Source organism: Rhizobium sp. TH135, assembly GCF_002855515.1.
In the GTDB taxonomy this organism is placed as follows: domain Bacteria; phylum Pseudomonadota; class Alphaproteobacteria; order Rhizobiales; family Rhizobiaceae; genus Allorhizobium.
The window spans coordinates 84,203-100,961 of the sequence record NZ_PKRP01000006.1 but is presented as its reverse complement, the minus strand read 5'-3'; the positions used below and the strand labels follow the sequence as shown (position 1 = coordinate 100,961).

Genomic DNA, 16,759 nt, shown 5'->3' with positions numbered 1-16,759 from the left:
CTCAATCCACCATGTGCTTCGCGCCGGCGCGGAAATAGTCGTAGCCGGTGTAGATGGTCAGGATCGCGGCGATCCAGAGCAGCGTGATCCCGGCCTCGGTCGTGTAGGGAAGTACCTTGTCACCGGCGGGACCAGCCAGCAGGAAGGCGAGCGCGAACATCTGCGCCGTGGTCTTCCACTTGGCAATCTGGGTCACAGGCACGGAAACCTTCAACGCCGCCAGATATTCGCGCAGACCCGAAACGAGGATTTCGCGGCAGAGAATGGTGATGGCCGCCCAGATCGACCAGCCGGCAATCGTACCATCGGCCGCCATCAGCAGCAGCACAGAGGCGATCAGCAGCTTGTCGGCAATCGGGTCCAGCATCTTTCCGATATTCGAGGTTTGGTTCCAGATGCGCGCCAGATAGCCGTCGAGATAGTCTGTAATCGAGGCGACGATGAAGATCGCAAGACCGGTCCAGCGAGCGAAATCGGAACTCTGCAGTTTGCCCTCGAGGAAGAAGCACACGACGATGAGCGGCACGGCGATGATGCGGGCGTAGGTCAGGAGATTGGGAATGTTGTATGCGCGCGAAGCCATGATGCCCTGTCTTTGTGTCTGGATGCGTCGGTAGATGATGTCTTTCGGCAGAAACCGTCAACTCAAGAATTCTGAATGGATTTTATCACGCTTGCGGCGATCGGTTCGTCTTTTCGCGTCACTCGCCACTGTTTTCGTGGAAATGGTTGTAGATCAGCCGCGCCACGGCCTCCGAAATGCCCTCGACGGCCATCAGGTCGCTGGTGGCGGCGCGGGAAACGGCCTTTGCCGTTCCGAAGTGCTGGAGAAGCGCCCGCTTGCGCGTCGGTCCGATGCCGGCAATCTCGTCGAGCGGGTTCTTGACCATTTCCTTTTTGCGCCGCGCCCGGTGGGAGCCGATCGCAAACCGGTGGGCCTCGTCGCGCATGCGCTGGATGAAGTAGAGCACCGGATCGCGCGGCGGCAGGGTGAAGTCCGGCTTTCCCTGCACGAAGAAGCGCTCTCGGCCGGCATCGCGGTCGACACCCTTGGCAACGCCAATCGCAATCACGCTGTCGGTGATGTCGAGTTCGTCGAGGATCTTGCGCACCGCCGTCATCTGGCCCTGACCACCGTCGATGAGGATCACATCCGGCCAGGCGGGGAAGCCGGCATCCGCGTTGTCCTCCGGGGCCACACTGCGATCCGGCTTTCCCTCTTCCTTCAGCAGGCGCGAAAACCGCCGCGTCATCACTTCGCGCATCATGCCGAAGTCGTCGCCCGGCGTGATGTCGGTCGATTTGATGTTGAACTTGCGATACTGGCCCTTCACGAAACCTTCCGGCCCCGCGACCACCATGCCGCCGACGGCGTTGGTGCCCATGATGTGCGAGTTGTCGTAGATCTCGATGCGGCGTGGCACGTAGGGCAGCTGGAAGGTCTCGGCGAGGCCTGCGAGAAGGCGCGACTGCGAAGCAGTTTCGGCGAGCTTCCGCCCATGCGCCTCGCGGGCATTGGAATTCACGTGATCGACGAGATCCTTCTTTTCCCCGCGCTGCGGCACGCTGATCGAAACCTTGTGTCCGGCCTTCTCGGAAAGCGCCGTGGCAAGCAGGTCCTGCTCCTCAACCTCTTCCGACAGGAGAATGAGCCGCGGCACGGGTTTGTCGTCATAAAACTGGGCGAGGAAGGAGTTGAGCACCTCCGCTGCGCTGAGCTGCGGGTCGGCCTTGGGGAAATAGGCCTGGTTTCCCCAGTTCTGGCTGGCGCGGAAGAAGAACACCTGGATGCAGGAAAGCCCGCCCTCATGATGGATCGCGAAGACGTCGGCTTCCTCGACGCCAGCAGGGTTGATGCCTTGATGGCTCTGGACGTGGCTGAGCCCGGCGAGACGATCGCGAAACACGGCGGCGCGCTCGAAATCGAGGTCTTCGGCGGCCTCGTTCATGGCGCGGGCCATGGCTTCCTTGACGTTCTGGCTCTTGCCCGAGAGGAAGTCCTTGGCCTCGCGCACGAGGCCGGAATACCCCTCGTCGCTGATCTCATGGGTGCACGGACCCGAACAGCGCTTGATTTGATAGAGCAGACAGGGGCGCGTACGGCTTTCGAAGACGCTGTCGGTGCAGGTGCGCAACAGAAAGGCGCGCTGCAGCGAGTTGATCGTCCGGCCAACGGCACTCGCCGAGGCAAAGGGGCCGAAATAGTCTCCCTTGCGGGCGCGCGCGCCGCGATGCTTGTAGATCGCGGGAGACCGGCTGTCCCCGGTGATCAGGATATAGGGAAAACTCTTGTCGTCGCGCAACAGCACGTTGAAGCGCGGACGCAGGCGCTTGATGAGGTTGGCTTCGAGCAGCAGCGCCTCGACCTCGGTGCGGGTCGTGACGAATTCCATGTGCACGGTGTCGCGCACCATGCGCGAAAGGCGGTTCGAATGTACGCGGCCCTGCGCATAGTTGCTGACGCGCTTCTTCAGGCTGCGCGCCTTGCCGACATACATGACCTCGCCGTCCTTGTTCAGCATCCGGTAGACACCCGGCGCGTTCGGCAGACGCTTGACGAATTCGGCAATCAGATCGGCGCCGGTCAGGCCCGTTTCATCGAGCCCGTCAACATGCCAGTCGATCTCGACGCCGGGACGGGAGGCTTCCACCTCAACCACGCTCTCGTCGTCATCCTCTTCCGTGCCGTCATAGAGAATGCCGCCATCGGGCAGCTTTCCTCCATTCATTCATTGATCTCCGTGCCGTTCCAAATCAGATGCTGCCCCCCATCCAAGGCGATCATTTGGCCGGTGATCGACGGCGTGTCAAAAAGAAAGCGGATGGTGCGCCCGAATTCGTCCAGCGATGGGCCGCGCTTGAGCGGGAGGCTGTCGATCTGCGCCTGAAAGTCCTCCGGCCGCTGCCGCTCAGAGATCAGGGTGGGGCCGGGGCCGATTGCATTGACCCGAACACGCGGTGCAAAGGCCTGCGCGAGCGTTCTCGTCGCCGTCCACATCGTCGATTTCGACAGCGTATAGGAAAAGAAGCTCGGCTTCAGCGAAAGCACCCGCTGGTCGATGATGTTGACAATCAGGCCTGAGCGATCCTCCGGCAGTGCCTTGACGAGAGCGCCGCTCAGGATCGCGGGTGCGCGGACATGCACATCGAAATGCCGGGCGAAGATTTCGGCATCGAAATCGACAGCCGTGTCATCTTCGAAGACGGACGCATTGTTGACCAGTAACCCGACGGTGCCGAATTCGGCTTCCGTCCGCGCGATCAAGGATGCAGTCTCGGAAATGTTACCAAGATCGGCCTTAAGTGCGATTGCCTTCTTTCCCTCCGACCTCAAGCCCGCCGCCACGGCTTCAGCCGCCTCGAGAGATCCGTTCGCATGCAATGCGACGGCAAATCCATGCGCGGCCAAGTCTTCGGCGATGGCGCGGCCAAGTCGTTTTGCGGATCCGGTGACCAATGCCACCTTCGGGATGCTGTTTTGCATCGGTCTTACCTTGTTCTGCCTGTGCTGTTGCGCTGCATATATGGCTCCCTCGCGATATTTAAACAGGCAAAAAGTGAATCCTTGCCGGACTTCTTCTTGGTGATCCTTATGTATAATTTTAGTATATCTTGTTGGTGAACTGGCCGTTTCGCGTAAACTATTTGTTATGGTTAACGAATCGTTTGTGTCTTTTAAGCAACGTCCCGATTTTGTCACTGCTGTGCCACAATGAATTCACATTTCGGCTCTCTCATTTCCTCAATTGCCCGCCAAATGTACATTCGGAACGGACAGGTAATACCCACTAACGTTCAGGCCGCCGTTGGTTCTTAGTGAAGCGCGGCCGGGAACCGAAAGGAGACTAACATGCGTACCCTCAAGATCATGCTTCTGGCATCCGCCACCACCGTCGTCGCTTTTGCCGCCCAGGCTGCTGACGCGATCTATCAGGCACCGGAAGCCCCGGCTGCAGCCGAATCCTTCTCTGCACCGGCCGGCAACTGGTCGGGTGCATATGTCGGCGGTGGTATCACCTATGACATGGGCAAGTTCACCGGCTCGACCGATGGCCGCGATGCCGACAACCTCGGCGGCACCGTCTACGGCGGTTACAACATGCAGAGCGGCTCCATCGTATACGGTGGTGAAGCCGACCTCAGCTACAACGGCGAAGACGGCTCTGCCGGCGCCGGCCTCAAGGGCACCCAGGGCGTCAACGGCTCGATCCGTGGCCGCGTCGGTTACGACCTGAATCCCTTCCTCGTCTACGGTACGGCCGGTGTGGCTGTCGCCAACCACGAGCTGGAAGGCAATGGCACGAACGACGAGAAGCTGGCTGCCGGTTACACCGTCGGCGCCGGTGTCGAAACCTTCGTCACCGACAACATCACCGCTCGCGTCGAATACCGCTACAGCGACTACCAGAAGCGCGACTTCGATCTCGGCACTGGTGCGATCTCCAAGGGCTTCGACGACCACTCCGTCAAGGTCGGCATGGGCGTGAAGTTCTGATCCACGCGATCAACTGCATAAGGAAAAGCCGGGCATCGTCCCGGCTTTTCTGTGTTTGGAGATAAGAAAGAAAAAGCGGCTCAGGCCTTGGGCCTGAGGGCAGGGTAGGGCTCGAAGGCTTTCGCAAACTTTGCCGGCCATTCGGTGAGCGCCGCCCGACCGTTTTCCCAATCGCCGGGGAAGCGCAGCATCAAATAGCCGAGCGTTGCGGCCAGCGCGAAATGGCCGCCATGCAGCTTCTTGCCGACCTTTGGCAGATTCTTGTCGAGATAATCGAGGCTGCGATTGATCTTCGCCCATTGCCGGTCGATTGCGTCCTGGCTGACGAGTTCCGGCGGCCGGAAGCGCTTTTCATAAACGATGGCCAGCAGGCAGTCGCTGATGCCGTCGGCGAGCGCCTCCAGAACCTCAGCCTCGGTCCGCTTCTCGTCCTTCTTCGGATAAAGGCGTTTGTCGCCGATCCGGTGCAGGTAGTGCATGATGGCGCGGCTGTCGAAAATGGTGGTGCCGTCGTCAGTCACCAGCGTCGGGATCTTGCCAAGCGGATTGGCATCCAGCAGTTCCGGCGGGTTTTCCGCCGTGTTCACCCGGATCTCCTCCAGTTCGATGCCGAGATGGCGGGCCGCCATGCGGACTTTCGAGGAATAGGGCGAGGCGGGCGCGAAGAGCAGCTTCATGATGGTTTCCTGTGGCTCTTGTTTGCGGGGTCAGCGCACGGGCGGAATGGTGATTTCGGACCGGCGGCAGGATCGGCTGTCGACCTCCGGGCAATTCCTGAAGCCCAGCGACTTGTCGAGACAGATCCTGACTTCATCGACTCTCTCCCTATCACAGGTCACCGCCACTGCCGAGCGGGCAAGGCCCGGATTGCTGCGGATGAAGGCTGCTTCAACCGCCTGCGGCGATGTGCGGCTTTCGCTTTCGACATCGGAGAGCTCGGCCGGAATGCGAATGGTATCATGGGCTTGGCGGAGCAGATTGAAGTAGTCGCTCATGCCGAGGCCGGAGCAGGAGCCGTGCTTGCGCCACTGATGCCCGATCAGGCCCATGCTCGGCATGATGTCCATGACCGTGCGTCCGATCCGCTCAGGCACACGGGTGCCCTCCGATGTCGGACAATTTTCCGGCCAGCCCTTGTCGTTCTGTGGCCAGAGCCCGTGCACGACCCAGCTGAAGTCTTTGTCCCCGCCGCACTGCTCACGATTGCGGCCTGCCGCCTCGCTGTCACAGAAAGTCGGGGACCAGGAGAGGGCGAGCACATAGAAGTCGAAGCCGCTGCCTTGCGGGATGTCCGAGGCAGGCACGGTCGGAGATTGTGCCGGGTCCGCTTTCGGCTGTGTCGAGGGCGTCTGCGAAGTCGCAGTCGAGGCTGGGCGATCTCCGGGAGTTTCGACAGGCAGGAAGCTGTAGACGGCAGCTGCCGCAAGCATGAGGCCGAAGGCGATGAAGCCGGTATAGCGTCCCATGCCGATCCCCCGATCAGTCTTCGCCGCGTAGCCAGAAGCAGCGATGCGATGCGTAGCGGTCCTGCGCCATCAACCGCTTCAGCTCGGGAAGGGCCAGATGCATCTCGTCCTTCAGCGTGAAGGGCGGATTGACGATGATGAGGCCGGTGCCGGACAAGCCCGTCTGCTCGCGGTCGCTCTTCACATGCAGTTCGGCACAGAGCATCTTGGGAATTCCAAGCGCTTGCAGCGCCTCGTGGAATTCCTTGATCGGCGCGCCCTTCTTGATCGGATACCAGAGGCAGTAGACGCCATTGGCAAACCGTCGATGCGCCTTGGCGAGACCGTCCACCAGCCGCTCGTATTCACCCTCCTTCTCGAAGGGCGGATCGACCAGCACGATGCCGCGCTTCTCCTTCGGCGGCAGATGCGCATTCAGCGTCAGCCAGCCGTCGAGCTCGGTCACGCGCACCTGGAAATCGCCCTCGAACAGACGAGAGAGGGACCGCGAATCCTCGGGATGCAGCTCCATCGCCGAGAGGCGATCCTGCGGGCGGAAGAGATCGCGTGCGAGTTTCGGCGAGCCGGGATAGCGTGTCAGCGGACCGCCTTCCTGGCGATCCGGGTTGAGCCCCTTCACCGCATCGAGATAAGGCGCCATGATCTCGGCCACCTTCTCCGGCAGCTCCGCATCGATCACCTTGCCGATCCCCTCGAGCCATTCGCCTGTTTTCTGCGCTTCGTCCGACGAGAGGTCGTAGAGGCCGATGCCGGCATGGGTGTCGAGCACGCGGAACGCCTTGTCCTTCTGCTGCAGGTAGACGATCAGCCGCGACAGCACGAGATGCTTCAGCACATCGGCAAAATTGCCCGCGTGATAGATATGGCGATAATTCATATGCGGTTCCGATGGCGTCGATGATTTGTTCGAATGGGGCTTTTGAGCGTTCCGACCATGGCCTATAACCGGCCCATGAACATTCAGAGCCCCATCCGAAACCGGTCGGTCGGTCATACGGCCTGTCCGCATGACTGTCCATCCACCTGCGCCCTCGACGTCGAACTGACCGAGGACGGCCGCATCGGTCGTATGCGCGGGGCAACTGAGAACAGCTACACTGCGGCCGTCATCTGCGCCAAGGTCGCGCGTTACGCCGAGCGGCTTTATCATCCCGACCGGCTGATGAAACCGGTTCGCCGGGCCGGCGCGAAGGGGGCAGGGCAGTGGCAGGACGTCACCTGGGAAGCCGCCCTCGACGAGATCGCCGACGCCTTCGTCAAGGCCGAGCAGCGCCATGGCTCGGAAGCCGTCTGGCCTTATTTCTACGCCGGCACCATGGGCCTCGTGCAACGCGACTCGATCGAGCGCCTGCGCCACGCCAAGAAGTATTCCGGCTTCTTCGGGACGATCTGCACCAATATGGCCTGGACCGGCTATGTCATGGGCACCGGCACGCTGCGCGGCCCCGATCCGCGCGAAATGGCCGTCTCCGATTGCGTGGTGATCTGGGGCACCAATGCGGTCGCCACCCAGGTCAATGTGATGACCCACGCGATCAAGGCCCGGAAAGATCGTGGCGCCAAGATCGTCGTCGTCGACATTTACGACAATCCGACAATGAAGCAGGCCGACATGGCCTTGATCCTCAAGCCCGGCACCGATGCGGCGCTCGCCTGCGCTGCCATGCATGTCGCCTTCCGTGATGGCTACGCCGACCGCGCCTATATGGCGAAGTTCGCCGATGATCCGGCGGGCCTCGAAGCGCACCTTAAGGACAAGACGCCGGAATGGGCCTCCGCGATTACGGGCCTCTCAGTCGACGAGATCGAGGCCTTCGCCCGCCATGTCGGCCAGACGAAAAAGACCTATTTCCGCCTCGGCTACGGCTTCACCCGCAGCCGTAACGGTGCCGTCTCCATGCATGCGGCCCTGTCGCTTGCGACGGTGCTCGGCGCCTGGCAATACGAGGGCGGCGGCGCCTTCCACTCCAACAGCGACATCTTCCAGCTGAACAAGGCGGAGCTGATGGGCACGGCGATGGTCGACCCTGAGATCCGCATGCTCGACCAGTCGCAGATCGGTCGTGTCCTGACAGGTGACGCCGAGGCGCTGCGCCATCGCGGTCCAGTCGACGCGCTGATCATCCAGAACACGAACCCGGTGAATGTCGCGCCCGAACAGCGGCTGGTGAAGCAGGGCTTCCTGCGCAACGACCTCTTCGTTGCCGTGCACGAGCAGTTCATGACCGAGACGGCGGAGCTGGCCGACATCGTCCTGCCCGCCACCATGTTCGTCGAGCATGACGACATCTATCGCGGCGGCGGACAGAGCCATATCCTGCTCGGGCCGAAGCTGGTCGACGCACCGCCTTTGGTGCGGACCAATCTCTTCGTCATCGAGGAACTGGCCAAACGCCTCGGCATCGCCGACCGCCCCGGCTTCGGCAAGACCGAGCGCGAGCATATCGAGCGCATGCTTTACATCAGCGGCAAGCCGGATTTCGACACGCTGATCGAGGACAAGTGGCTCGACTGCCAGCCGGCCTTCGACGATGCCCATTACCTGAATGGCTTTGCCCATCCCGACGGCAAGTTCCGCTTCAAGCCGGATTGGGAAAACACGCCCGCCCCGAACAAGCCGCCGGCAAAGCTGGGCTCGCTGGGACCGGTCAAGGCGCTCCCGGTTTACCCCGACCAGGTGGACCTGATCGAGACCGCAGATGCCGAACATCCCTTCCGCCTTGCGACCTCGCCGGCACGCAACTTCCTGAACTCCACCTTTGCCGAGACCAAGACCTCGCGCGACAAGGAAGGCCGCCCGGAGGTCATGGTGAATCCCACCGATGCCCTGACCCTCGGCCTTGCCGATGGCGATGTCGTCCGCCTCGGCAATGTCAGGGGCGAACTCCGCATCCATGCCAAGATCACTGATGCCGTGAAGCCGGGCGTGCTGGTGGCCGAGGGCCTCTGGCCGAACAAGTCTCACATTGACGGCGAGGGGATCAACGTCCTGACCGGTGCCGATCCGGCGGCCCCCCATGGCGGTGCAGCCTTCCATGACAACAAGGTCTGGATGAGAAAATCTTGAGCATGAGCATTTTCGACAAGGCCCGGATCGCGATCCTGGAAGACAAGACGCTGTGGAAGGGCTGGAGCCATCTGCGCGGCATCACCTTCGATTTCTTCCGCGAGGGCAGGGCACCGCATCGCCTTTCCTGGGAAGTCTTCGACCGCCGCAACGCCTCGGCCATCCTCCTGCACAATGTCGAGCGCGACACCGTCACGCTGGTGCGACAGCTGCGCATCGCAGCCCATCTGAGCGGCGAATATCCCTATCTGCTCGAAGCGCCAGCCGGCTTCATCGACGACGGGGAAACCGCGCTGCAGGCAGCGCTGCGCGAAGCGCTGGAAGAAACAGGTTACAAGATCGCCCGGGCCACCCCTGCCTACGCCGCCTACATGTCTCCCGGTTCGGTCACCGAGAAGCTCCACGGCTTCTACGCCGCCGTGACCGATGCTGACCGGATCGCCGACGGTGGTGGGCTCGACGACGAGCAGGAAGACCTCGAGGTCGTTGAACTGCCCTTCGCGGAAGCCATGGAAATGGTCGAGGCCGGCGAGATCATCGACGCGAAGACGATCATGCTGCTGCAATGGGCGGCCCTTCGGCGGAGTGCCGGGGGCGCTTAGAATGCGCCCTTTATGCCGGCCGAAATCGTGAGGGACTCATGGTCTGCGGCAGCAGAGTCGTCGAAATAGGTCACAACTCCGGTTGCGGTGTTCCGACGTTCCATGTCGCCTCGTGTCTTAAAGATCTTTTGAAAATCGCCCGCGACGTAGACGGTGGCTGAGGGTAGAAACTGATAGTCGGCTGTAACTGTAGCACCCATCATTGGCGCGAGGTTCATCCGTTCGATGAAGTGCAGATCTCGCATCCAATGATCGTCAACGTCTTTGTATCCGACACTCGCGCCACCACGCAGAACGCCTGAAACCGTGAAAGCGCCGACTTTCTGCTCAGCATTGGCGCTAAGAAACAGCGTCGGTATCCGTTGCTCGTAGGTAATCCCCTTTTCGCCGTCGGCAAAGTTGCCGACGGTGTCGTGCAGCGTCACGTCCGTATAAATGTAGCTTCCGCCGCGGGCTGTCCATTTGACGTTGGTGTAACCGACACCGCCGCCGACGCCGAGCCGGGTCGCGCCGGTATCAACTAAGGCGCGCTCAGCCTCGAGCAGCACGTTGACGTAGCGATCTAGGTCCGTATCTGGATGCAGCGACTGGTCCGTCCAGCCGGAATAGGATGTGTCAAGCCAGTCGCGGTCTTCCATGAAGCCGTCACCGCCGAGGCCGACATCGACCCGGCCTTTCAGTTTCCAAGCGTAACCGATGTCAACCTCTGCCCCGATCGAGCCAGTTTTGACGCCCTTGCTCTCCCAGTCGAGTTGGCTGACTTTGTAGTCGCCACTATAGACATATTCACCGGCCTTGATGTTGGCCATCCCGATGCCAGCGAAGTAGCGAACAGAACCGGCAGAAGAGCCTGAGAAAGCGTCTTGGCTAAAGGCAGGAGCCGTGGAGAGTAGAATGTTGCTGATAGAGAGAAGCGAAATGATTTGGAGTTTGAACATGGCTTGACCGTATCGCTGTGATAATCGCCACGGTTGCATGTTTATGGTTAAGAGAATGCTATCAGTTGGAGCCTCTTGCGGCTCCAACCGCCTCAGGCGCTGATCAACCTGCCTTCCGCATCCGTTCCCGATGTCAGCCGTTCGACGCTGCCATCGGCACGCATGGAGACGCTGCCGGAGGCGACCAGCTTCAGAGCCGCCGCATAGGTCTGGTGTTCTACAGTCAGCACGCGCGCGGCCAGCGTCTCTGGCGTATCATCGATCAGAACGGGCACGACCGCCTGCGCAATAACAGGGCCTTCGTCCATGCCTTCGGTGACGAAATGCACCGTACAGCCCGCGACCTTCATGCCGGCCTCGATTGCCCGCTGATGCGTGTGCAGGCCTGGAAAGAGTGGCAGCAGGGAAGGGTGGATGTTGAGGATCCGGCCGGTATGCGGACGGATGAAATCGCCGGAGAGCAGGCGCATGTAACCGGCGAGGCAAATCAGGTCTGGGCCGATCTCGGCGAGTGCGGCGAGGATTGCCGCCTCATGCTCGGCTTTGGAGCCATAGGCCTTGCGCTCGAACACGTGTGTCGGAATGCCGAGCGCTTCAGCCTTGGCAAGGCCGCCGGCCTCAGGCTTATCGGAAAAGACCGCGACGATTTCGGCCGGATAGTCGGCCGCCTCGCACGCCTTGGCCAGCGCCAGCATGTTCGATCCGCCGCCGGAAATGAAGGCGACGACGCGTTGGCGCCGGGCGCTCATAGGGCGAGCGTACCCTTGTAGGTCACGCCATGCGCACCCTCTTCGCGGGCAATCATGCGACCCAGACGGGCAACGGTTTCACCCTCGGCTTCCAGTGCCTTGGTCACGTCGTCCACCTTGTTGGCGGAGACGACGACGATCATGCCGATGCCGCAGTTGAAGGTGCGCAGCATTTCGTTCTGGGCAACGCCACCTGTCTTGGCGAGCCAGGAGAAGACGGCCGGAACCTGGAAGGAGGAGAGATCGATCTCGGCGGCGAGATGCTTCGGCAGCACGCGCGGAATGTTCTCCGGGAAGCCGCCGCCGGTGATATGGGCGAGCGCCTTCAGCGCCTTGGTTTCCTTGATCGCCTTGAGAAGCGGCTTCACATAGATGCGGGTCGGTGTGAGAAGCGCGGCGCCCAGCGACTGTCCCTCGACGAAGGGGGCGGGCGCATCCCAGGCAAGGCCCGAGAGTTCGACGATCTTGCGCACCAGCGAAAAGCCGTTGGAATGGACGCCCGACGAGGAGAGACCGAGGATTACGTCGCCTTCGGCGATGTCGCCGGCCGGCAGCAGTTCGCCGCGCTCGGCAGCACCGACTGCAAAGCCCGCGAGGTCATAATCGCCCTTGGAATACATGCCCGGCATTTCGGCGGTTTCGCCGCCGATCAGCGCGCAGCCTGCCTCGCGGCAGCCGGCAGCGATGCCTTGAACGATCGCAGCACCCTGGTCGGGGTCGAGCTTGCCGGTGGCGAAATAGTCGAGGAAGAGCAGGGGTTCGGCACCCTGCACCACGAGGTCGTTGACGCACATGGCGACGAGGTCGATGCCGACGGTGTCATGGATATTGGCGTCGATGGCGATCTTCAGCTTGGTGCCGACGCCGTCGTTTGCCGCAACCAGGATCGGATCCTTGAAGCCTGCAGCCTTGAGGTCGAACAAGCCGCCGAAGCCGCCGATTTCACCATCCGCACCGGGACGACGCGTCGACTTCACGGCCGGCTTGATCTTCTCGACCATCAGGTTGCCTGCATCGATGTCGACGCCTGCATCGCTATAGGTCAACCCGTTCTTGCCAGCCTGGCTCATGCCTGCCTCCGATCCTGCGAGAATTTGGGCTGGCCATGGCATGAAGAGCCCTCAGATGCAAGCAGCGAGCCGGGGAAGTGCACGATTTCCCGGCCAATCTCGGCCTCGATCATCACTTGTCGTGGTCTTGAGGGTGCGAGTTCTTGACCAAGGCTTTGCCGGTAACCTATCTCCTAGTGCAGCGCAGCAGCAGGTGAAGAGCGGCCGAGCAGGCCCGAACTTGGCGGTAAAGTTCAAAAACGGAGACGGTTATGGCTCGCAATATCAGTGCAATCGGCCTTCGCCGCCAGGTCTTCTTCTGGCTGGTGGCGCTTGCGATCTTCGTCGCCTTCCTGATGCTGTTCTCGTCGATCCTGCTGCCGTTCATCGCCGGCATGGCGCTCGCCTATTTTCTCGACCCGGTTGCCGACCGACTGGAGCGCATTGGCTTGAGCCGCCTGATGGCGACAGTTGTGATCCTCGTCTCCTTTGTGGTCGTCTTCGTGCTGTCGCTGATGATCATCATCCCGGTGCTCGCAAGCCAGCTCAATGATTTCATCCAGCGCGTGCCCGAATATGTCACACAGCTGCAGACATTCATCGCCACCTCGAACGCCTCCTGGCTGCCGGACTGGGTCGATGGCCAGATGGGCACGATCCGCGAGAACTTCTCCCGCTATCTGAGCGAGGGTGTCGGCTTCCTCGGCACCCTGGTCGAGCAGATCTGGAATTCGGGCAAGGCGCTGCTCGACATCGCCTCGCTGCTCGTCGTCACGCCGGTCGTCGCCTTCTATCTGCTGCTCGACTGGGACCACATGATCGAGAAGGTCGATAGCTGGGTGCCGCGCAATCAGCTTGGCACGGTGCGCCAGCTCGCGACAGAACTCGACAATACTATTGCAGGCTTCGTCCGCGGCCAGGGCTCGCTCTGCCTCGTCCTCGGCATTTTCTATGCGATTGCGTTGTCGGCCGCCGGCCTGAACTTCGGTCTGTTGATCGGCTTCTTCACCGGCATGATCAGCTTCATTCCCTATGTCGGCTCGACGGTCGGTCTGCTTCTGTCGCTCGGCGTGGCGCTCGTGCAGTTCTGGCCGGATTTCATCTGGGTCGGCGTGATCGCCGGTATCTTCTTCCTCGGCCAGTTCATCGAGGGCAATATCCTGCAGCCCAAGCTGGTGGGCAAAAGCGTCGGCCTGCACCCGGTCTGGCTGATGTTCGCCCTCTTCGCCTTTGGCGCGCTGTTCGGCTTCGTCGGCGTTCTGGTGGCGGTGCCGGCAGCCGCCGCCGTCGGCGTCCTTGTTCGCTTCGCCATCTCGCGTTATCTTGACAGCGATCTCTATTACGGAACCTCGGTGGTGCTCGTGCCGCCGCCGTCAGCCTCCGTCGGTGAGATCACATCCCAAGCCCCAGAGAAGTGAATGACTGACGCCAAGATGGCTCCCGAAAAGCGCGGAGCCGCCGAACAACTGCCGCTCGCCTTCGAGCACGGCTCGGCGACAGGCCGCGACGACCTGCTGGTTTCCGAACGCATGGCCGCTGCCGTGTCGATCGTTGACGCCTGGCCGAACTGGCCGTCACCGGTGGTGATACTGACGGGCCCAGAAGGCTCGGGGAAATCGCATCTCGCGCAGATCTTCCGGGATATCAGCGGCGCATCCGACATCGTCCTTGAAGCGGGCAAGGGTGCCTCCGAAGCCGCCGCTGCAGGTCCCGTCCTGTTCGAGGATGCCGATCGCGCCGGCTTCGACGAGGTCGAGCTTTTCCATGTCATCAATGCGGTGCGCCAGCATGGCACGACGCTGCTGATTACCTCGCGCAGCTTTCCGCCCTCCTGGAATGTCAAACTGGCCGACCTCAATTCGCGCCTGAAGGCGGCGACCGTGGTCGAGATCGGTGCGCCCGACGAGGAACTGCTCGGCCAGCTGATCACCAAGCTCTTCGCCGATCGCCAGCTTTACATCGATGACAAGATTGTCGGTTATATCGTGAGCCGTATGGAGCGTTCCTTCCTGGCGGCCCAGGTGGTGGTCGATCGTATGGACAAGCTGGCGCTGGCGCGCCGCTCCAAGATCAGCCGCAGCCTGGCCGCAGAGGTGCTTGAAACGCTGGAGGCAGCAGACGGGCGCGAGTAGTCGTCACAGAACTGTCGCTAAACTGTTATAATCGGCAGCAACGACAACGAGGGGGCGAATCATGGACAGCGCAGTACACGGCACGGACGGCGAAACCGGTGCGGAGGTGGCACCCGCCGAAGACCTGCTGACCAGCCCTCTGCGCTTCATCAATCGCGAATTTTCCTGGCTCCAGTTCAACCGCCGCGTCCTTGAGGAAACGCTGAACACCGCCCATCCGCTTCTCGAGCGTGTGCGCTTCCTCTCGATCTCGGCTGCCAATCTCGACGAATTCTTCATGGTCCGCGTCGCGGGTCTGGAAGGGCAGGTTCGCCAAGGCATCGCCATCAAGAGCCCGGATGGCAAGACGCCGGCAGAACAGCTCGACGACATCCTGAAGGAAATCGACAACCTGCAGATGGAGCAGCAGGCCTCGCTTGCGGTTCTCCAGCAATATCTCTCGCAGGAAAACATCCTGATCGTACGGCCGGCAGCCCTCTCCGAAGAGGACAAGACCTGGCTGGCAATGACCTTCGAGGAATCGATCTTCCCGGTGCTGACGCCGCTCTCGATCGATCCGGCCCACCCGTTCCCCTTCATTCCGAACCTCGGCTTCTCCATGGGCCTGCAGCTCTGCTCGAGCCGCACCGGCGAGCCGATGACCGCGCTCTTGCGCCTGCCGCCGACGCTCGACCGTTTCGTGCGCCTGCCGGATGAGGGCGTGACCATCCGCTACATCACGCTCGAGGACATGGTCGGTCTCTTCATCAACCGGCTCTACCCGGGCTATGAGGTCAAGGGCTTTGGCACCTTCCGCATCATCCGCGACAGCGATATCGAGGTGGAGGAAGAGGCCGAGGATCTCGTTCGCTTCTTCGAGACGGCACTCAAGCGTCGCCGCCGCGGCTCCGTGATCCGCATCGAGGTCGACAGCGAGATGCCGCTCGCGCTGCGTCAGTTCGTGGTTCATGAACTGGGCGTCGCCGACAACCGTGTCGCCGTGCTTCCCGGCCTGCTCGCGCTCAACACGATTTCCGAGATCACCAAGGCGCCGCGCGACGACCTGCGGTTCGAGCCCTACAACGCCCGTTTCCCCGAGCGTGTTCGCGAACATGCCGGCGACTGCCTGGCCGCGATCCGCGAAAAGGACATGATCGTCCACCACCCCTATGAGAGCTTCGATGTGGTGGTGCAGTTCCTGCTGCAGGCGGCCCGCGATCCAGACGTGCTGGCCATCAAGCAGACCCTCTACCGCACCTCGAACGACAGCCCGATCGTGCGCGCCCTGATCGATGCGGCCGAAGCCGGCAAATCGGTGACGGCGCTCGTCGAACTCAAGGCCCGCTTCGACGAAGAGGCAAACATCCGCTGGGCGCGCGATCTGGAGCGCGCCGGCGTTCAGGTCGTCTTCGGCTTCATCGAGCTCAAGACCCATGCCAAGATGTCGATGGTCGTGCGCCGCGAGGACGGCAAGCTCCGGACATACTGCCATCTGGGCACCGGCAACTACCATCCCGTCACGGCGAAGATCTACACGGACCTGTCCTTCTTCACCTGCAATCCGAAAATCGCCCATGACATGGCGAATGTCTTCAACTTCATCACCGGTTATGGCGAACCGGAAGAGGGCATGAAGCTCGCGGTCTCGCCCTACACGCTGCGCCCGCGCATCCTCAAGCACATCCACGAAGAGATCGCGCATGCCAAGGCCGGTCGCCCGGCGCAGATCTGGATGAAGATGAACTCGCTCGTCGACCCCGAGATCATCGATGCGCTCTATGCCGCGAGCCAGGCAGGCGTCGAGATCGATCTCGTCATCCGTGGCATCTGCTGCCTTCGCCCGCGCGTGGCAGGCCTCTCCGAGAATATCCGCGTCAAGTCGATCGTCGGCCGCTTCCTCGAGCACAGCCGCATCTTCTGCTTCGGCAATGGCCATCGTCTGCCGTCGGAAAAGGCGCTCGTCTATATCGGCTCGGCCGACATGATGCCGCGCAATCTCGACCGCCGCGTCGAGACTCTGGTGCCACTCATTAACCCCACGGTGCATGAGCAGGTGCTGTCCCAGATCATGCTGGGCAACCTGATTGACAACCAGCAGAGCTACGAGATATTGGCCGACGGCACGTCTCGCCGCATTGAAGTGCGGCAGGGTGAGGAACCTTTCAACGCGCAGCAGTATTTCATGACCAATCCGAGCCTGTCGGGCCGCGGAGAAGCACTGAAATCGAGCGCACCGAAACTGATTGCCGGCCTGATTTCCGGCAGGAAAAGATAACACTGGT

At 61.6% G+C, this 16,759-nt stretch carries 15 protein-coding genes; 6 read left to right on the top strand and 9 right to left on the bottom strand.

What is annotated here, in order from left to right:
- Nucleotide 1 precedes the first annotated feature (1 nt).
- The 3 genes from pgsA to C0V73_RS17945 all read right to left on the bottom strand — a co-directional run bounded on the left by pgsA (nucleotide 2) and on the right by C0V73_RS17945 (nucleotide 3,484).
- Entirely contained in the window at nucleotides 2-583 is a 582-nt protein-coding gene (gene pgsA, locus C0V73_RS17955; protein ID WP_102021386.1) for a CDP-diacylglycerol--glycerol-3-phosphate 3-phosphatidyltransferase, read from the bottom strand.
- Between the two features lie 118 nt (nucleotides 584-701).
- The gene (uvrC, locus tag C0V73_RS17950; RefSeq protein ID WP_102021385.1) at nucleotides 702-2,729 is read right to left on the bottom strand and encodes an excinuclease ABC subunit UvrC; all 2,028 of its coding nucleotides are present in this window, start codon (nucleotides 2,727-2,729) and stop codon (nucleotides 702-704) included.
- Nucleotides 2,726-3,484, bottom strand: a complete 759-nt coding sequence (locus C0V73_RS17945) for an SDR family oxidoreductase (protein ID WP_102021384.1) — start codon at nucleotides 3,482-3,484, stop codon at nucleotides 2,726-2,728. Before C0V73_RS17945 ends, uvrC begins: the two co-directional genes overlap by 4 nt.
- 366 nt (nucleotides 3,485-3,850) lie before the next feature.
- Here C0V73_RS17945 and C0V73_RS17940 point away from each other — a divergent pair, with 366 nt between their 5' ends.
- Entirely contained in the window at nucleotides 3,851-4,495 is a 645-nt protein-coding gene (locus C0V73_RS17940) for an outer membrane protein (RefSeq protein ID WP_102021383.1), read from the top strand.
- Between the two features lie 80 nt (nucleotides 4,496-4,575).
- Here the strand turns inward: C0V73_RS17940 and C0V73_RS17935 are convergent, their stop codons facing one another.
- The 3 genes from C0V73_RS17935 to C0V73_RS17925 are packed head-to-tail and all read right to left on the bottom strand — an operon-like array spanning nucleotide 4,576 to nucleotide 6,838.
- A complete protein-coding gene (locus tag C0V73_RS17935; protein WP_102021382.1) occupies nucleotides 4,576-5,172 on the bottom strand; it encodes a glutathione S-transferase in 597 nt (198 codons plus the stop codon).
- Nucleotides 5,173-5,202: 30 nt separating this feature from the next.
- Nucleotides 5,203-5,961 (bottom strand): ribonuclease T(2), encoded by a 759-nt coding sequence (locus tag C0V73_RS17930; RefSeq protein ID WP_102021381.1) that lies wholly within the window; start codon nucleotides 5,959-5,961, stop codon nucleotides 5,203-5,205.
- A gap of 13 nt (nucleotides 5,962-5,974) precedes the next feature.
- Nucleotides 5,975-6,838, bottom strand: coding sequence for a 23S rRNA (adenine(2030)-N(6))-methyltransferase RlmJ (locus tag C0V73_RS17925; protein WP_102021380.1), 864 nt, complete (start codon nucleotides 6,836-6,838; stop codon nucleotides 5,975-5,977).
- Nucleotides 6,839-6,913: 75 nt separating this feature from the next.
- On the opposite strand from C0V73_RS17925, the gene C0V73_RS17920 reads away from it, so the two are divergent.
- Nucleotides 6,914-9,028 carry a molybdopterin oxidoreductase family protein gene (locus C0V73_RS17920; protein WP_245408019.1) on the top strand — a complete coding sequence of 705 codons (2,115 nt, stop codon included), beginning with the start codon at nucleotides 6,914-6,916 and terminating at the stop codon, nucleotides 9,026-9,028.
- Between the two features lie 2 nt (nucleotides 9,029-9,030).
- On the top strand, nucleotides 9,031-9,630 hold the full coding sequence (locus C0V73_RS17915; protein WP_102021378.1) for an NUDIX domain-containing protein: 600 nt from the start codon (nucleotides 9,031-9,033) through the stop codon (nucleotides 9,628-9,630).
- Here C0V73_RS17915 and C0V73_RS17910 read toward each other — a convergent pair.
- The 3 genes from C0V73_RS17910 to purM form a co-directional block, all read right to left on the bottom strand.
- On the bottom strand, nucleotides 9,627-10,568 hold the full coding sequence (locus tag C0V73_RS17910) for an omptin family outer membrane protease (RefSeq protein WP_102021377.1): 942 nt from the start codon (nucleotides 10,566-10,568) through the stop codon (nucleotides 9,627-9,629). The genes C0V73_RS17915 and C0V73_RS17910 overlap by 4 nt on opposite strands.
- Nucleotides 10,569-10,660: 92 nt before the next feature.
- The gene (purN, locus tag C0V73_RS17905) at nucleotides 10,661-11,317 is read right to left on the bottom strand and encodes a phosphoribosylglycinamide formyltransferase (protein ID WP_102021376.1); all 657 of its coding nucleotides are present in this window, start codon (nucleotides 11,315-11,317) and stop codon (nucleotides 10,661-10,663) included.
- The gene (gene purM, locus C0V73_RS17900) at nucleotides 11,314-12,387 is read right to left on the bottom strand and encodes a phosphoribosylformylglycinamidine cyclo-ligase (RefSeq protein WP_102021375.1); all 1,074 of its coding nucleotides are present in this window, start codon (nucleotides 12,385-12,387) and stop codon (nucleotides 11,314-11,316) included. The genes purN and purM overlap by 4 nt, the downstream gene beginning before the upstream one ends.
- Nucleotides 12,388-12,638: 251 nt before the next feature.
- Here purM and C0V73_RS17895 point away from each other — a divergent pair, with 251 nt between their 5' ends.
- From C0V73_RS17895 to C0V73_RS17885, 3 genes are all read left to right on the top strand, one after another.
- The gene (locus tag C0V73_RS17895; RefSeq protein WP_102021374.1) at nucleotides 12,639-13,784 is read left to right on the top strand and encodes an AI-2E family transporter; all 1,146 of its coding nucleotides are present in this window, start codon (nucleotides 12,639-12,641) and stop codon (nucleotides 13,782-13,784) included.
- Nucleotides 13,785-14,498 carry a DnaA regulatory inactivator HdaA gene (gene hdaA, locus C0V73_RS17890; protein ID WP_102021373.1) on the top strand — a complete coding sequence of 238 codons (714 nt, stop codon included), beginning with the start codon at nucleotides 13,785-13,787 and terminating at the stop codon, nucleotides 14,496-14,498.
- A 61-nt stretch (nucleotides 14,499-14,559) separates the two neighbouring features.
- Entirely contained in the window at nucleotides 14,560-16,752 is a 2,193-nt protein-coding gene (locus C0V73_RS17885) for an RNA degradosome polyphosphate kinase (RefSeq protein WP_102021372.1), read from the top strand.
- Nucleotides 16,753-16,759: the final 7 nt, after the last annotated feature.

Excerpts from the sequence above, each read along its gene's own strand:
- pgsA (WP_102021386.1), bottom strand. The coding sequence starts at position 583 with ATGGCTTCGCGCGCATACAACATTCCCAATCTCCTGACCTACGCCCGC.
- uvrC (WP_102021385.1), bottom strand. The coding sequence starts at position 2,729 with ATGAATGGAGGAAAGCTGCCCGATGGCGGCATTCTCTATGACGGCACG.
- C0V73_RS17945 (WP_102021384.1), bottom strand. The coding sequence starts at position 3,484 with ATGCAAAACAGCATCCCGAAGGTGGCATTGGTCACCGGATCCGCAAAA.
- C0V73_RS17940 (WP_102021383.1), top strand. The coding sequence starts at position 3,851 with ATGCGTACCCTCAAGATCATGCTTCTGGCATCCGCCACCACCGTCGTC.
- C0V73_RS17935 (WP_102021382.1), bottom strand. The coding sequence starts at position 5,172 with ATGAAGCTGCTCTTCGCGCCCGCCTCGCCCTATTCCTCGAAAGTCCGC.
- C0V73_RS17930 (WP_102021381.1), bottom strand. The coding sequence starts at position 5,961 with ATGGGACGCTATACCGGCTTCATCGCCTTCGGCCTCATGCTTGCGGCA.
- C0V73_RS17925 (WP_102021380.1), bottom strand. The coding sequence starts at position 6,838 with ATGAATTATCGCCATATCTATCACGCGGGCAATTTTGCCGATGTGCTG.
- C0V73_RS17920 (WP_245408019.1), top strand. The coding sequence starts at position 6,914 with ATGAACATTCAGAGCCCCATCCGAAACCGGTCGGTCGGTCATACGGCC.
- C0V73_RS17915 (WP_102021378.1), top strand. The coding sequence starts at position 9,031 with ATGAGCATTTTCGACAAGGCCCGGATCGCGATCCTGGAAGACAAGACG.
- C0V73_RS17910 (WP_102021377.1), bottom strand. The coding sequence starts at position 10,568 with ATGTTCAAACTCCAAATCATTTCGCTTCTCTCTATCAGCAACATTCTA.
- purN (WP_102021376.1), bottom strand. The coding sequence starts at position 11,317 with ATGAGCGCCCGGCGCCAACGCGTCGTCGCCTTCATTTCCGGCGGCGGA.
- purM (WP_102021375.1), bottom strand. The coding sequence starts at position 12,387 with ATGAGCCAGGCTGGCAAGAACGGGTTGACCTATAGCGATGCAGGCGTC.
- C0V73_RS17895 (WP_102021374.1), top strand. The coding sequence starts at position 12,639 with ATGGCTCGCAATATCAGTGCAATCGGCCTTCGCCGCCAGGTCTTCTTC.
- hdaA (WP_102021373.1), top strand. The coding sequence starts at position 13,785 with ATGACTGACGCCAAGATGGCTCCCGAAAAGCGCGGAGCCGCCGAACAA.
- C0V73_RS17885 (WP_102021372.1), top strand. The coding sequence starts at position 14,560 with ATGGACAGCGCAGTACACGGCACGGACGGCGAAACCGGTGCGGAGGTG.